The organism is Ulvibacterium sp. (genome assembly GCF_965248315.1).
In the GTDB taxonomy this organism is placed as follows: domain Bacteria; phylum Bacteroidota; class Bacteroidia; order Flavobacteriales; family Flavobacteriaceae; genus Ulvibacterium.
Genome location: NZ_CBDFIX010000002.1, coordinates 3,211,935 through 3,225,810, shown reverse-complemented (window position 1 = coordinate 3,225,810; position 13,876 = coordinate 3,211,935). Strand labels below are relative to the sequence as shown.

13 protein-coding genes are annotated in these 13,876 nt (G+C 40.1%); 2 read left to right on the top strand and 11 right to left on the bottom strand.

Annotated elements, in window-relative coordinates; translation table 11 throughout:
- Positions 1 to 53: 53 nt before the first annotated feature.
- The 5 genes from ACP2AF_RS15445 to ACP2AF_RS15425 form a co-directional block, all read right to left on the bottom strand.
- Positions 54 to 1,157, bottom strand: coding sequence for an MBL fold metallo-hydrolase (locus tag ACP2AF_RS15445; RefSeq protein ID WP_425237047.1), 1,104 nt, complete (start codon positions 1,155 to 1,157; stop codon positions 54 to 56).
- A gap of 100 nt (positions 1,158 to 1,257) precedes the next feature.
- On the bottom strand, positions 1,258 to 2,166 hold the full coding sequence (locus ACP2AF_RS15440) for a helix-turn-helix domain-containing protein (protein ID WP_425237046.1): 909 nt from the start codon (positions 2,164 to 2,166) through the stop codon (positions 1,258 to 1,260).
- 50 nt (positions 2,167 to 2,216) lie between these two features.
- A complete protein-coding gene (locus ACP2AF_RS15435) occupies positions 2,217 to 3,035 on the bottom strand; it encodes an oxidoreductase (protein ID WP_425237045.1) in 819 nt (272 codons plus the stop codon).
- A gap of 348 nt (positions 3,036 to 3,383) precedes the next feature.
- On the bottom strand, positions 3,384 to 3,935 hold the full coding sequence (locus tag ACP2AF_RS15430; protein WP_425237044.1) for a DUF4251 domain-containing protein: 552 nt from the start codon (positions 3,933 to 3,935) through the stop codon (positions 3,384 to 3,386).
- A gap of 110 nt (positions 3,936 to 4,045) precedes the next feature.
- A complete protein-coding gene (locus tag ACP2AF_RS15425) occupies positions 4,046 to 4,969 on the bottom strand; it encodes an EamA family transporter (RefSeq protein WP_425237043.1) in 924 nt (307 codons plus the stop codon).
- Positions 4,970 to 5,211: 242 nt separating this feature from the next.
- Here ACP2AF_RS15425 and ACP2AF_RS15420 point away from each other — a divergent pair, with 242 nt between their 5' ends.
- Positions 5,212 to 5,367 (top strand): TIGR04149 family rSAM-modified RiPP, encoded by a 156-nt coding sequence (locus ACP2AF_RS15420; protein WP_120711280.1) that lies wholly within the window; start codon positions 5,212 to 5,214, stop codon positions 5,365 to 5,367.
- Between the two features lie 59 nt (positions 5,368 to 5,426).
- Here ACP2AF_RS15420 and ACP2AF_RS15415 read toward each other — a convergent pair whose 3' ends face one another.
- The 6 genes from ACP2AF_RS15415 to ACP2AF_RS15390 all read right to left on the bottom strand — a co-directional run bounded on the left by ACP2AF_RS15415 (position 5,427) and on the right by ACP2AF_RS15390 (position 11,512).
- The gene (locus ACP2AF_RS15415) at positions 5,427 to 6,056 is read right to left on the bottom strand and encodes a hypothetical protein (RefSeq protein ID WP_425237042.1); all 630 of its coding nucleotides are present in this window, start codon (positions 6,054 to 6,056) and stop codon (positions 5,427 to 5,429) included.
- Positions 6,053 to 6,943, bottom strand: a complete 891-nt coding sequence (locus tag ACP2AF_RS15410) for a DUF6734 family protein (protein ID WP_425237041.1) — start codon at positions 6,941 to 6,943, stop codon at positions 6,053 to 6,055. The genes ACP2AF_RS15415 and ACP2AF_RS15410 overlap by 4 nt, the downstream gene beginning before the upstream one ends.
- Positions 6,940 to 8,493 carry a vitamin K epoxide reductase family protein gene (locus ACP2AF_RS15405; RefSeq protein WP_425237040.1) on the bottom strand — a complete coding sequence of 518 codons (1,554 nt, stop codon included), beginning with the start codon at positions 8,491 to 8,493 and terminating at the stop codon, positions 6,940 to 6,942. The genes ACP2AF_RS15410 and ACP2AF_RS15405 overlap by 4 nt, the downstream gene beginning before the upstream one ends.
- Positions 8,494 to 8,724: 231 nt before the next feature.
- Entirely contained in the window at positions 8,725 to 9,474 is a 750-nt protein-coding gene (locus tag ACP2AF_RS15400; protein WP_425237039.1) for a 3-keto-disaccharide hydrolase, read from the bottom strand.
- Between the two features lie 20 nt (positions 9,475 to 9,494).
- The gene (locus ACP2AF_RS15395; RefSeq protein ID WP_425237038.1) at positions 9,495 to 10,826 is read right to left on the bottom strand and encodes a Gfo/Idh/MocA family protein; all 1,332 of its coding nucleotides are present in this window, start codon (positions 10,824 to 10,826) and stop codon (positions 9,495 to 9,497) included.
- A complete protein-coding gene (locus ACP2AF_RS15390) occupies positions 10,826 to 11,512 on the bottom strand; it encodes a 3-keto-disaccharide hydrolase (RefSeq protein WP_425237037.1) in 687 nt (228 codons plus the stop codon). The genes ACP2AF_RS15395 and ACP2AF_RS15390 overlap by 1 nt, the downstream gene beginning before the upstream one ends.
- A 163-nt stretch (positions 11,513 to 11,675) precedes the next feature.
- Here ACP2AF_RS15390 and ACP2AF_RS15385 point away from each other — a divergent pair, with 163 nt between their 5' ends.
- Positions 11,676 to 13,868 carry an amino acid permease gene (locus ACP2AF_RS15385; RefSeq protein ID WP_425237036.1) on the top strand — a complete coding sequence of 731 codons (2,193 nt, stop codon included), beginning with the start codon at positions 11,676 to 11,678 and terminating at the stop codon, positions 13,866 to 13,868.
- The last annotated feature ends 8 nt before the right edge of the window (positions 13,869 to 13,876 follow it).

The window sequence follows — 13,876 nt, the reverse complement described above, 5'->3', positions numbered from 1 at the left end:
ATATAAAATGCTTTAGTTTTTAGAAGAAATAGAGACCAAATCGGACTTCATTATTATTCCTTCCACCAATTGGGCGAACTATCCGAGTTCCCTAAGAGAATTGATTCACCAATTTGAGGGGTAACCAAATCCACATCCAATTCCTTGGCTTTTTTAACTACCCTTTCAACAGGATCTGTCCAATCATGTAAGGCCAATTTAAAGGCACCCCAGTGAATGGGCATAACCAACTTGGCATCCAAATCTACCCCTACTTGAGCTGTTTCTTCGGGAAACATATGGATATCCGGCCACATTTTATTGTATTGGCCACACTCTACCATAGCAAAATCAAATGGCCCAAAAGCCTTTCCAATTTCCTTAAAATGTGGGCCATAGCCACTATCGCCGCTGAAAAAAATTGATTCGAAACGTGATTGGATTACCCATGAACTCCATAGCGTACTTTGGCGATTGTTGAATTTTCTTCCGGAAAAATGCTGCGCCGGGGTACATGTGAATTTTAATTCCTTAAATGTAACATCTTGCCACCAATCAAGTTCGGAAATGCGCTCTTTTTCTATGCCCCAAGCTTCAAGATGTACCCCGACCCCAAGAGGCGTATAAAACATCTCTACCTTGTCTTTTAGCTTTTTAATGGACTTGTAATCCAAATGGTCGTAATGGTCATGGGAAATGAGCACTGCATCTATTTTGGGTAATCTTTCAATTTCAATGGGCATTTCAGAATTAAATCGATTCGTTCCCAACCAATCATGTGGCGCGGCCACCTTACCGAACATAGGATCTATCAAAATAGTCCTAGTATCTATTTGCAGAAGAAATGCCGAATGCCCGAACCAAATTAGACGTGTGCTATCGCTATACTCTGCAATATCCGTGGAATCTACCTTTTTAACCGATATATCTTGCTTAGGACTACCATTGGGAACTTTAGTAAAGAAAAATTTTCGTGCTAATTTCAGGGTTTCCATAAAGGTTAGATCCTCCGGAACTTCTTTTTTGTTGACAAACTGCCCATTTTTGAAATTTTTCGATTTTTCGTATTCTTTTTGTAACGCTGGGGATACATCTCCTCCAAAGGAGGGATAAAAGGTAACAAAAGCAATATAACCGAGAATGAGGGTTATAATTAGGATTCCTAGGAATAGTAACATTTTTTTCAGGTAATTTAATAGTGTTTTCAGTGGTGCATTATTTTTTGAAAATACATTATGATTTGACTTTTATGTCGAGACTTGAATAAGACAACGTTGGTTAATTCAGGGTTCTATATTTTGCGGGACTCATTCCTGTTTTCTTTTTGAAGAGCTTGCTAAAATGCTGAGGATAATCGAACCCTAGGTCAAACGCAATTTCACTTATGGATTCTGTTGTTCCCAACAATTTGTTTTTTGCTCTATTGATCATATAGGAATGGATATGGTCCCTGGCTGTTTTGCCCGTTTCTTTTTTTAGCAGATCACTTAAATAATTTGGGGACATGTGCAACTGCATTCCACAGTACTGTACTGTTGGGAGACCCAATTCCATAGGTTTTTCACTATTAAAATAGTCCTTCAAAAGATGATCAAAATTGGAAATTAGGTCCTGATTCAGATTTGTACGTATATAGAATTGACGATCGTAGTAGCGTGTGCAATAATCAAGCAGTAAACCAATATTGGAGATCATCAATTTTTGACTGTGCTTATCGATGTTTTGATTATACTCCATTTCAATTTTGCGCACCAAATCCGTTAAAGTCGATTTTTCATCTTCGGATAAATGCAACGCTTCATGCACATCATATGAAAAATAGGAATAGGTATCCATTTGTTTGCCAAGTTCGGATTTCCGAATGAAGTCCGGATGAAACAAAAGCATCCACCCTTTGGCATCGGCTTCAATTTCCTTGGATTCCGTGAATAAAACCTGATCGGGTTTGCTGAAAACCATTGTTCCGTTGGTGAAATCATAGGAATTTCTTCCATATCCCATGGAACCCGAAACACCGTCTTTTAGGGATACCATATACAGTTCCAACATAAACCGTACGTCCCCAAAGTCCGCATCCAAGGGAAAGTCCTTGATGTTGATCAAAGAAACCAATGGATGCTTTGGGGGATGTAAACCCAATAGTTGATGGGCCTGAGTAATGGAACTAATGGTAACGATGTTGTTCATTGCTTGAAAATAGTAAATTTTATGGGTAAAGGCGCGGCTCGGTCTTCCTCTTATTTTATTTGACTAAGAACTACTTTATCAAAAATTCTGTCACCTAGATACGTACGTATCCAAACCATGGGCTTTGCAAATTTTCCTGCTCTATATCGTGTTTTTGGTTTTTTGGCTTTAATGGCTTCCGAGACTAGTTCGGTAATTACGGATGGTGACGAACCGCCTCCTTTTTCATACATATCCATAGTAGCCTTGGCCAATTTGTTACTCATGGTTTCGTAAGGCGTTCCATGGGCACGTTCTACCATAGGTTGGTACATTACCTCACCGAATTCTGTATTAATGGCGCCTGGTTCTATAATCACCACATTGATATTGAATTGGCCCAATTCCAAACGGAGACAGTCACTCCAGCCTTCCAGAGCGTGTTTCGTCGCATGATACCAAGCTCCCAAAGGGGTATACATTTTTCCGCCCATGGAGGAAGTGTTGATGATAAGTCCACTGCCCTGTTCACGCATAATGGGCACTACCTCTTTAGTTATATTAGCCAATCCAAATAAATTTACATCAAATTGCCTTTTTGCATCCTCCAGGGAAACGGTTTCCACCGCACCGTATACTGCATATCCGGCATTGTTGAATAGCACATCTATCCTTCCTTCTTCTTTTATAATTTGGGCCACCGCTCCCTTTACTTGCGTACTGTCTGTTATGTCCATTTGAATGGTGCGACCACCGGCATTTTCAATATCCTTCATAGGGTCCATACGTCGCGCTGCCCCATACACAATATGTCCTTCCTTAACTAAGTGCAAAGCGGCATTTTTGCCTATTCCTGAAGATGCCCCGGTTATTAGAATTACCTTTTTCATCACTATCAGTTTTATTTCTTTTGGATTGTGATGCCAAAATTAGGGACACAAATATTTCAAAAAAGAAACATTTTACGGAATGACGTATACATTTTACGGATTCTTAAATACAGTCCATTTCTTGAAGGTCCAGAAGTAACTGGGTACTTTTTTTGATGGCTTTGAACGGAATTTTAGAGTAGTTTAATGGATAGAAATACCCCTCGAATAGCATTAGTCTATTTTTAATTTGCTGTATTGGCCCTTGCCAATACCAAAACCAAAAAGTTGTATAGAAAATTTTGAAAACCCAGAAGGAAAACCTATTACATGGTTTACCGTGCTATATCTACGTCCAAAAAAGACGAATTATTCCTCGGCAATGGCGGCGACATCACCACTATAACGAATCTGAAATCGCTGGGAGCTGTTAACGTTTATATTGCCCTTCAAATTTGGAAACAGTTTTAGGTTTACATTGTAGTTTTCCGTCTTATCGTTAATTTCAAAATGGACCACATAGCTTTGATCTTTCGTGTCCTTGGTTATTTCAAAATCTTTAGGGATTCCTTTAAATTTTATGGCAGTGGTGGTACTGTTATATCCCCCTCCCATTTGCCGTTCCCCATAATATGGTAAATGAGCGGAAACACTATCTCCAAAAACCCGCAAATAATTAGGATTTCCAATAAGGGTTATACGGCTTCCTGCACTTCCCGGTGGAAAAAGACCGGCATTGCTAATACTGTTCATACTATTGGTCATTTGTGGCATGGCCCATTCGGAAACAATTTCAAAAGACTTTTGGTCTATCATTTCATCCAGTTTCCTACTTTCTGTTGTTGGTTCCGTCATTTTTGACGAACTTCCACAGGCCCATATGGTAAGAAGCAACAATCCGATTCCAATTTTTAATTTCATGGCGTACACTTTTGAAAGGTCTTCCTTAAGATACTAACTATCTAGAATATCCGATTCTAAAATTTTCTTAAAAATCCTAGACTGTCCATAACTTGTTTGCAGGTTTCAGCTTAGCCTTTTCTAAAAAAATTGGGACTCTTCACTTTCTGTTTGCTAGTATTGATAAAATAAACGCCCGTTAGCAAAACAATTGCTGCAATAATGGATTGGAGTGTAATTTTTTCATCCAAAATATACCACCCCAAGATCATGGCCACTATAGGGTTTACATAGGTGTTGGTAGCCACTTTTTCAGGGGAAACCACTTTTAATAAGTAATTAAAAGAAGTAAAGGCTATGATGCTTCCAAATACAATCAACAGGATCATGGCAATTTGCACATCGTTTTCCCATTGTATCGGGGAGTTCCAAGTTTCTCCAAATGCCAAGCTTATTATCGCCAATAACAATCCGCCCATTAACATCTGATACCCCGTATTCACAAAAAAGTTGGAAGGAAAGTCCGCCCTGCCGACGAATAGACTGCCATAGGCCCAAGACAACATTGCTGCGAATATCATGCAAATGCCCACAAAGGAATACTCTTGTTGCATGATGGTTTTCTGACTTACCAGCAAATAAATGCCGATTATTCCTAAAATGATTCCTACCAAGGACATGGGTTGGATTTTTTTCCCCTGTAGTATCCACATAAGTAATAAGATGACCAAGGGCTGCGCCGATATTTCTAGCGCCGCAAATCCGCTATCTACGTATTTTAATGCCCACACTACTATTCCATTACCAAAACTTAGAAACAGGAATCCGGCAATGGTTACATTCTTAAGCTGCCTTTTGGTAATGCGCAATGAGATACCCATGCATTTAGCTATGACAAATACAAGTATTCCGGCTATAGTAAAGCGAACCGAGGCAAGCATAAACGGTGGTAATTCGGCTACGGCTATCTTATTGAGCAGGTAGGTGGAGCCCCAAATAACATAGATTGAAAAAAAAGCCAAAAGGATAAGTGTGGTTTGCCTGGATTGGGCCATGAGAACACTGCTATTGTCTAATTCTGTACAATAGTACGGATTACTTTTTAATAATTAAACGTGTTAAATTCAAGGAAGAATCGATTAGATGAATCTTTAAAAGATTCCTTTAAATTGTTAAAAATAAGTAATAACATCTATATTTGTAGGAATATACATATAAATATAGTATATTTATGAAGTAAAGGCCTCATCTCCAAAGCCTCTAGTTTGAAACAGCGGGGAACAAAATCTTATATGTCATGAAAAAGTTGAGCTTAACAAATCTTAAAAAGCAGGAAATGGAAGAATCCCAAATGAAAAAGGTTAAGGGAGGAGCTTGGTTCTGTTATCCAGAGTATTATTGTGGTGCTTACTATTGTGCCAATGTAAATCCAGGCGCTTGTTGCTGCCCTTAAGAGAGCGTTCAAGTTTTAATTTAAATAAGGTCCAAAGCCTCAAAAGCGGTCTTTGGACCTTATTTGGTAATAGGCAAGAGCGTCCGATAATACAGAACCTGGGCCGTAACGAAGTCTAATAGCTGCCGGTCTAGCTCCTTTTCTTCATAGTCCATTGCTCCAGCTACTAATTCAAAAAGCTCGGCGTATGTGAAAACTTCCCTATAATCCTTTATATCCAAGAGCAATGCGCTTAGCTGCGTTAAACATATTTCCTTAGGGGCCACATCAATAAAGGTTGGTATTATCGCATAATAGGTGTCAATAGTCTTAGGGTTTTTATTTTCAATATCATTCCATAGAAAAGCGCTTTGTACTAAATAATTGGTAAGATCTGGATTGACCGAAAAAGAGCTTTCTCTTTTTTGAGTATCCGATTGGGCACAAAAATCGATTGCTATCCCTACTTGGGCAACGGCATAAATTTCCTTAGTCGTTCGCTCGTCCATAATGCGGTAGCGTTGATTTTCCAAACCCTTGAAATCTTCCACAAAAGCCTTAGCGTCCAAACTACCTTCAGTAATCCTTGCCAAAATCCCGTACATGTAATTTTGTTCATGAATGGAATAAAATCTAGGTTGGTCTACCTCATTTTCTAAAATATGATTCTGCGCAATAGCCCAGTCCAAAAAATTCTTTCGTGTTTTCATATTGCCTCTTTTTGGTAATAATCTCTTAATCGACCGTAGTAATCAGGAAATTCCAACCTCAAACGCGCTACAATTTGTTCCAAGTACTCGGAAGTCTTTTTAAGATGACTAATCAAATGAATGTATTGGGATTTATGGGGAATATGATGAAAAGCGGCAAAGTTATAAGCATTGCCATCATTCGGTTTTGGATAAAGCGATGCGAAAGTCAACTTTTGGTTGCTTAGCATATTACTCAAAAGAAATTGTTCGTAATACAGATTGAACAATCCCGTATTGATATCATCCAATTTATCCTGATTTTCATCAACAAGTTCAAATGCTTTTGATGTATACTCCTGAAATAAATCAATTGCACTACCTCCAATAATACCTACATTCACATATTTGATGGTATCCGAAAGTTCGGCTTCAAATGCAGTTGGGACGTTTTCAAAATGTTGATGTATATAAGGATGAATTTCCGAATATTGGTAATGGTCATGATCATAACTTTGGCAAAACAGTGGACTCTCTAGAACTGGATCTAACACTTTTCCAAATAGAAAAACATCCCCGTCCAGATGACAAAAGGGTTCCTTTTGCAACCTATACGTGTATAACTTGCCCAATGCCCACGCTCCTTTATGATAATCCTCCAAATCATTTAGGCTATTCGAAAAGGAGGTATACGGTAGTTTTAGGGCGTCTTGAAAAATTTCCAAACCCTTGTCATCGGTGACCAAATGAAGGTTGGGATAATATTTTTTAATAGAAAGACAACTGTAAGTCCATGCACAGCAAAATAGAAAGGGGTTCGGAAAACCTCCATGATGCCTAAAATTCCAATTGTTTTTGATAGTATCATCAAAAAAGGGTTTGGACCAAAATGATTGAACAAACTTCATGATTGGTCTTGAACAGAATCAATGGCTTCCAAAATATCATCCAAAAAGGTGGCATCGTAATAGTGCGGAATAACTTTATTGCTGACAATTAAAATTGGCGTATGGAACAATTCGTTCTTTTTGCACCATTCCCTATGCTCCGCCAATATCTGATAATCTTCACCTGTAAATTCGGAGACATGCTCCATCAAGAATTGGTCGGCATTTCTATGTTCAAACCAGTCGTTCATCATTTTTAGGAATATATCGGCCCCACGCGTTCGGTAGCAGTTGATCATCGTGGCTGCTACATCATTTCGTTTTGATGCGGTATCATCATAATGATTCAAGACTAATTTGAAACTATTCTCCCGTCCATTTCTGTGATATAGATCAAGAAATTTTTCGAATGCCTTCTTACAATATCCACATGAGGTAGAAAGTACCAAAACGATTACCGGTTCAACCTCGGAATTCCCAAAAATCAATTGCCCGGCGCCTGCCGAATTGTTTAGTTCCTTAGTATCTACCAAAGCTCGGTTTATAGTCTCCGGGGATCTCTTAAACTGAAGTAATTCTATATGTTTGAGACCTAACGCATAATTTTGTGATTTAAGCTTTCTAAAGTTATGGGTAACCAAAAGTGTAATTATGAAAAGAAGCCCCAATACTGTCCCATCCTTTAAAAGAAAGCCCATCTCATTGGACAAAGCTATTTTAAAGGGGTACGACTGACCAAGAACCAGTGATGCTTGAATGATGATAATACTACTGGATAGCAAACACAATCTACACCACGTCTTTAGGACAAAAGCTTGAATTACTATAGTTGATAATACAACAATCAAGGCAGCCAGATAAACGATAAGATGGGCATCGCCAAAGCCAACATTCAAAATCAAAAGACCCATTGTGGATAAGAGGAAGGCAAATAACAAATCGTTGATCGAAAATACGCCTAAATTGTAGTTTTTGGATTTGAGTATTTTGTTACAACCACTCTCTTCCTTTTGACCACATATTTTCTTTCCAAAATTTGTACTTCTATCATGGGATGTTTCAAAGATTTCATTGGAAATATAAAGTCCTATCATGCCCATTACAAAAAAGGCCAGTGCATAAAAATTGGGCCAAAGGATAACGGTAAATAACAAAGCCAATGGGATTGCCGACCAAGTTATCCATTTACTTTTGGAAATCGTGGTGTTCTTTTCTTGCTCCGCCAAGAGTATGATACCATTCCATTTCTTCTCAAATTCTTCCTTGGTCATGCCCGCCTTATTCCCATTGAGATAAACTTTACTACCGTTTTGTCTTACATGGGAGAAATAGGGCCCTTTTTCCGGGTCATCCAAGAAAGCTAAGAAGTGTTCGGGAAGTTCATTGATTTGATTTTGATCAATTTGGGCGGCTACGTTGCTTATTTTAAGAAAGTTCAAAGTTTCGGACACTGCATATAATGAAGGTGTATGCGGGTGACTAAAAAGTTGCAGTTCCAATTCGCTATGCGAAACTTTTATTTTTTCCGCCTGGAAATAGGAAACCAAAGCATTGAAAAGTGTTCTGTCCATGATATTCCGTTTTTTAGTGTTCAGTAAATTGTCCAAATAAAATCGTCCAATTTTCGGGACGGATCGGGGCTATTCTACAAGTAAGATAAAAATAATAAATATTATAGGATTTTACTCACAAAAAATAAAGAATATTGATAGGAATATAGATGCTAAAGAGCATCCGACACTTTTATAGAAATGGATTTTTACAAGTTAGCGGAAAGAGTATGTGTTATTATGGGCTTTGGCCTACTCTATTATTGTTGCCATCTGGTTCTGGGAGGTCACCCCAGTTGGCAATTCAACGATTCTTAAGTTTTTAAAATGAATTTCGGCACCTTCAGATTCTAAACATAGATATCCTTTTTTGATAGTAGATTTACTAATGCCATTTACAAATTTTCCATTAACCGATAGTTTAATGGTACCGTCTACGCAAACCACGGTATAGGCGTTCCATTCCCCTTTGCCTTTGGCCCTATTTTCTATTGATTTGCTACGTTCCCCTCTGGGATTGTCCGGTATGGTCTTTACCCCTCCCACCCCAAAGAGTTCTCCATGAACATAGGCAATAGGTGGCTTTTTACCGTCACGGGTATTTAGATTTACCCAGTCCAATTCCAGCATTTGTACCTCTACTCCGCCAGGTAATCGGGATTTTGGATCGGGAAGGGCATCGCTCCACACAAAAACCCCGGAATTCCCTCCCGGTTCCATATGTCGCCATTCCACCTGTAGGATAAAATTCTCATACTGCTTTTCAGATCGCATAACACCAATAGGCTTACCTTTACAAACAAGTAGATTATCTTCCGTTCTCCAGGTATCGTCATCCGTATTCACATTGACCCACTGCAAGGTATTTCCCTCTGCTTTAGTGCCTGCAATTAGGTCGTCGAATTTTTGTTCTGTTCCAAAGCGTATATGATTTTCTTGCGCGTGGCCTGCTAGTATACCGGCTATTGTCATCAATATACTCAATAAAAAAAGAGGTTTCATGGGTATTGTTTTCATTGATTTTATTGGATTTTTGTTTTACCTGGGACGGCAATGGAAGGACTAGGCCAGACCAAGTCCCAATTGTATTGTTCCAATTTTGGCCCCAGAGACTCGTTGGAGTTATAGGCTTGTTCCCAAGAGATCTCCTTTCCTGTATACCCGGCCGTACGTGCCCAAATGGCCAAAAGGCTACTGTTGGCCATGCGCTTACCATCATTTATGGGTGTATCCTTTCGTATGGCCTCAAAAAGTTCATTATGTTGCGTTTGGTACATATTATTCTCCTCACCTTCAAACTGCCAAGCCTCCGGCCCGTTAATTTGGTATTTTCTACCTGGTTGGATCATTGCGGTCCCTTTGGTACCAAATAGGTCTATGGTGTTCCTTGTTGCCGTATCCGATTGTTGTCTGGTAAAATGGTATCCCTTGGCGCCGTTGGGATATTCAAACTCTACGGCAAAATGATCATAAATATTGCCATAACGATTGTCTGTCCGCACTTGCCTGCCCCCTGTTCCAATGGCCTTTAACGGCATTACATCTCCCATGGCCCACGACATCAGGTCCAAGCTATGTACAGCCTGCTCCACAATAAAATCACCTGATAGCCAATTATAATAATACCAGTTCCGCATATTGTAGGTCATTTCGGTCCAGTCCGGTTGGCGTTCCTTGTACCAAAGTTCACCGCCGAACCGGAAAGTGGTAACGGTTCTAACATCACCTATAGCCCCATTGAGAATTTGGTCAAAAGCCGCTCTATTGCCAAAGCCGAATCGATACGTAAATCCTGAAACAACGGACAGGTTCTTCTCTTTGGCCTTTTCGGCCGCTGCAATAACTTCCCGTACGCCCGGGGCATCCACTGCTACCGGTTTTTCACAAAAAGCATGCTTACCTGCGGCAATGGCGGCCGTTAAATGCCCGGGCCTAAATGCAGGAGGTGTTGTAAGTAGCACTACATCCACATCGGAGTCGATTACTTTTTGATAGGCATCAAAACCGATAAACTTATTCTCTTTCCCTACTTTCACCTTATCCCCTACTACCTTGAGTAGTTCGGTATATGAGGTTTCTAGGCGATCTTCAAAAACATCGCCCATGGCGTGGAGGATTACGTTTTCATCGGCCTGCAATGCCTGTGCGGCCGCACCTGTACCGCGACCACCACAGCCGACAAGCCCTACTTTTAAAGTTTTTTCCTTAAATGATCCAATGGCTCCCAATACACTTGAGGGGTAAGCCAAAGAACTTCCGACCATTGCCAGTCCTGATGTTTTCAAAAAAGTTCTACGGCCTGAAGCTGAACCTGTTTTCTTTGATGTACCTTTCATAATCTTATTATCACCCATTATTCACTTAATTTGTTGATTGTTGTCAAAGCCACCTTTCTAAATTCTACTTCGGAACCTTCGGCCTGAAGTGCAATCTGACCTCTTTTTGCCGTGGCATCATAGCCGTAATTGACCAAATCCCCATTGACCCAAACCTTTATCTTGTTTTCCAAACATTCAATTCGCATTGAATTCCATTCCCCAACCGGGTTTTCGGAACCATCGGTAAGGTTTAAAATACGGCGTTTTTTTCCTTCTGTAATACCCCATTCCTCTTTAGGCCCACGACGGGAGGTCATATTCTCCACTTTTATATCCTCCACAATACACCAGAAATCTCCAGCGTTCTCATGCATCATCTGTACCTCGATTGATTTTGGGAACATTTTATACAAAGCCCTGGGTGTTGAGGCAAAAACCAATACCCCACAATTTCCTGGTTTTCCGGCAAACCTGTACTCTACTTCCAAACGAAAGTTCCCATACTCGGTATCGGTTATTAAATGGCCTCCAGGGGTGCCAAGGCTTACCAATAATCCATTTCGCACTATAAATGGATTTCTAGCGTCCGGAATGCTATCCATAGCAGGAATATCAATATGCCAGCCTTCTAAATCCCTTCCGTTAAAAAGGGATATTGAGCTTTGTGAGGTGCTATAATGTGTACTTAACAAGACCCAGCAAATGATAAGAAAGTATTTCATTTCATCGGATTCAAATGGATTTCTCTTTGAAGATATTACTTTCTGGAAAATTTATTTCAATTTGCACACAGTTTTCTCAATAAATCATATCGATCCAAAGAAACGAAGTCCTTTTAAAAACCACTTGCATTCTCCAAAATAAGGACTATTTTTAATTGGCCACATGAAAAACCAAAATCAACAGCTTAAAAAATTCGGGACTTTTGGAGGAGTCTTTACCCCTACCCTGCTCACTATTTTAGGGGTAATCATGTACCTTAGAATGGGATGGGTCGTTGGGAACGCGGGGCTTTTAGGGGCATGGCTCATAATCCTGGTGTCTTTTACTATTACATTGACTACGGCCTTGTCCATGTCCGCCATTACTACGAATATACGTATAGGTGCAGGTGGGGCCTATGCCATTATCTCACAGGCCTTGGGTTTGGAAGTTGGTGGCAGCTTGGGTATTCCAAGGTATATTTCCCAGGGGTTGGCGGTAACCATGTATATTTTTGGGTTTCGGGAAGGCTGGTTGGGTATTTTCCCAGGACATAGTGCGTTTTTAGTTGATATTGTCGTTTTTGTGGTCTTGCTTGCCATAGCATACATTAGTGCGGATCTCGCCATTAAGACCCAGTTTTTTATCATGTTGGTAATTATCTTGTCATTGATATCCATAGTTATAGCCGCCTATTATGGTTCTATGTATCTTCCGACGGATGAGGCTATTCGCTGGGGGACCTTCAAAGGTTCTCCGGAAAACGGATTTTCAGGTAGTGATTTTTGGATCGTGTTTGCCGTTTTCTTTCCGGCATCTACCGGAATTATGGCCGGGGCCAATATGTCCGGCGAGCTTAAAAACCCAAAAAGAAGTATTCCCTTGGGTACTCTATGGGCCATAGGGGTCAGTTTTGTCATCTATATGGGACTGGCCTATTGGTTGGCAAGATCGGCATCCGAGGAAGAGCTCATTTCCAATTACAATATTATCATCGAAAAAGCTTATGTGGGGCCTTTGGTTATTGCCGGTATATTGGGGGCTACTTTTTCTTCCGCCTTAGCGTCCATGGTAGGTTCTTCCCGAATTTTGTTCGCCATGGGCGAGCACCGGGTTTTACCGTATGCCAAATTTCTAGCAGGCCAAAGTGCCAATGGACAACCAAGAAATGCCATGATTGTTACGGGTATCATGATTTTTGCTACGATGTTATTGCGTGACCTTAATGCGGTAGCTCCTTTAGTTACATTATTTTTCTTGATTACCTATGCCATGATCAATATTGTGGTTATCATAGAACAGAATCTAGGACTGATAAGTTATCGACCCATTTTTAAAATCCATAAATGGGTTCCATGGTTAGGATTATTATCCTCTGTATTGGCCATGTTCATTATTAATCCCACCATAAGTCTTATATCCATTAGTATTGTATTTGTTGTCTATTGGTTCCTATCTCGCCAGAATCTGGAAACCCCCTTTGAGGATATGCGTTCGGGATTGTTCGTTTCCTTTGCAGAATGGGCGGCCAAACATACTTGGGGAATGAAAAGTATGCAGCAACGCGCTTGGAAGCCAAATTTGATGGTTCCTATACGCGATATTAAAGGGGCAAAGGGTAATTTTCAGTTCTTACGAAATATCGCTAGGCCCAAAGGATCTATTAAGCTCTTGGGTATTGCACCCTTTACGGATAGTACTAGTTTTACGGATGAAATATCACATTTGTCCGAAGCCTTTTATAAGAAAGGGGTATTTTCTTCTTGGACCGTTATCCATACCAAGGATTTTGCACAAGGTGTAAATTATGGAAACCAGGCGTTGCGTGGTGCTTTTTTTAGGCCGAATATTGTTTTTTTGAATTTGCAACAACATGATAATTATGAAACGGAACTACGACCGGTAATTAAAGAATGTATTCGCTTGGAGGTTGGTGTCTTGCTCTATCAGGCCCATCCAACAGCCCTGCTAGGTCAACGGAATACTATCAATGTATGGGTCAGTGACCGCAAGGGAAATTGGAGCTTGGGCTGGGATATCGGGAATTTGGATCTTTCCACACTCATAGCCTATAAATTGAAAAGGAATTGGGAAGCACAAATCCGCTTGATTACCGTTATCAAGGATAAAGAGGAACATGAGAATGCCAAGGAATTTCTGAATTCCCTCATCAACCTTGCCCGATTGCCCGAAACATTGACCGAAATTCATATCGGAAATTTTAAGGATGTGGTCGGAAAAGCATCCAATGCCGATCTTAACATATTCGGTATGCATGCGGACCTTCCTTTTGAGTTTGTTAAGGAAATGACCCAAAAAACAGAAAGCTCCTGCCTATTTGTAAAAGACTCCGGGCATGAGAGTATCTTGGCCTAGAAGCCTTT

What these genes read in the sequence shown, in the direction of transcription:
- ACP2AF_RS15445 (WP_425237047.1), bottom strand. Translation starts at nt 1,157, where the DNA reads ATGTTACTATTCCTAGGAATCCTAATTATAACCCTCATTCTCGGTTAT.
- ACP2AF_RS15440 (WP_425237046.1), bottom strand. Translation starts at nt 2,166, where the DNA reads ATGAACAACATCGTTACCATTAGTTCCATTACTCAGGCCCATCAACTA.
- ACP2AF_RS15435 (WP_425237045.1), bottom strand. Translation starts at nt 3,035, where the DNA reads ATGAAAAAGGTAATTCTAATAACCGGGGCATCTTCAGGAATAGGCAAA.
- ACP2AF_RS15430 (WP_425237044.1), bottom strand. Translation starts at nt 3,935, where the DNA reads ATGAAATTAAAAATTGGAATCGGATTGTTGCTTCTTACCATATGGGCC.
- ACP2AF_RS15425 (WP_425237043.1), bottom strand. Translation starts at nt 4,969, where the DNA reads ATGGCCCAATCCAGGCAAACCACACTTATCCTTTTGGCTTTTTTTTCA.
- ACP2AF_RS15420 (WP_120711280.1), top strand. Translation starts at nt 5,212, where the DNA reads ATGAAAAAGTTGAGCTTAACAAATCTTAAAAAGCAGGAAATGGAAGAA.
- ACP2AF_RS15415 (WP_425237042.1), bottom strand. Translation starts at nt 6,056, where the DNA reads ATGAAAACACGAAAGAATTTTTTGGACTGGGCTATTGCGCAGAATCAT.
- ACP2AF_RS15410 (WP_425237041.1), bottom strand. Translation starts at nt 6,943, where the DNA reads ATGAAGTTTGTTCAATCATTTTGGTCCAAACCCTTTTTTGATGATACT.
- ACP2AF_RS15405 (WP_425237040.1), bottom strand. Translation starts at nt 8,493, where the DNA reads ATGGACAGAACACTTTTCAATGCTTTGGTTTCCTATTTCCAGGCGGAA.
- ACP2AF_RS15400 (WP_425237039.1), bottom strand. Translation starts at nt 9,474, where the DNA reads ATGAAACCTCTTTTTTTATTGAGTATATTGATGACAATAGCCGGTATA.
- ACP2AF_RS15395 (WP_425237038.1), bottom strand. Translation starts at nt 10,826, where the DNA reads ATGGGTGATAATAAGATTATGAAAGGTACATCAAAGAAAACAGGTTCA.
- ACP2AF_RS15390 (WP_425237037.1), bottom strand. Translation starts at nt 11,512, where the DNA reads ATGAAATACTTTCTTATCATTTGCTGGGTCTTGTTAAGTACACATTAT.
- ACP2AF_RS15385 (WP_425237036.1), top strand. Translation starts at nt 11,676, where the DNA reads ATGAAAAACCAAAATCAACAGCTTAAAAAATTCGGGACTTTTGGAGGA.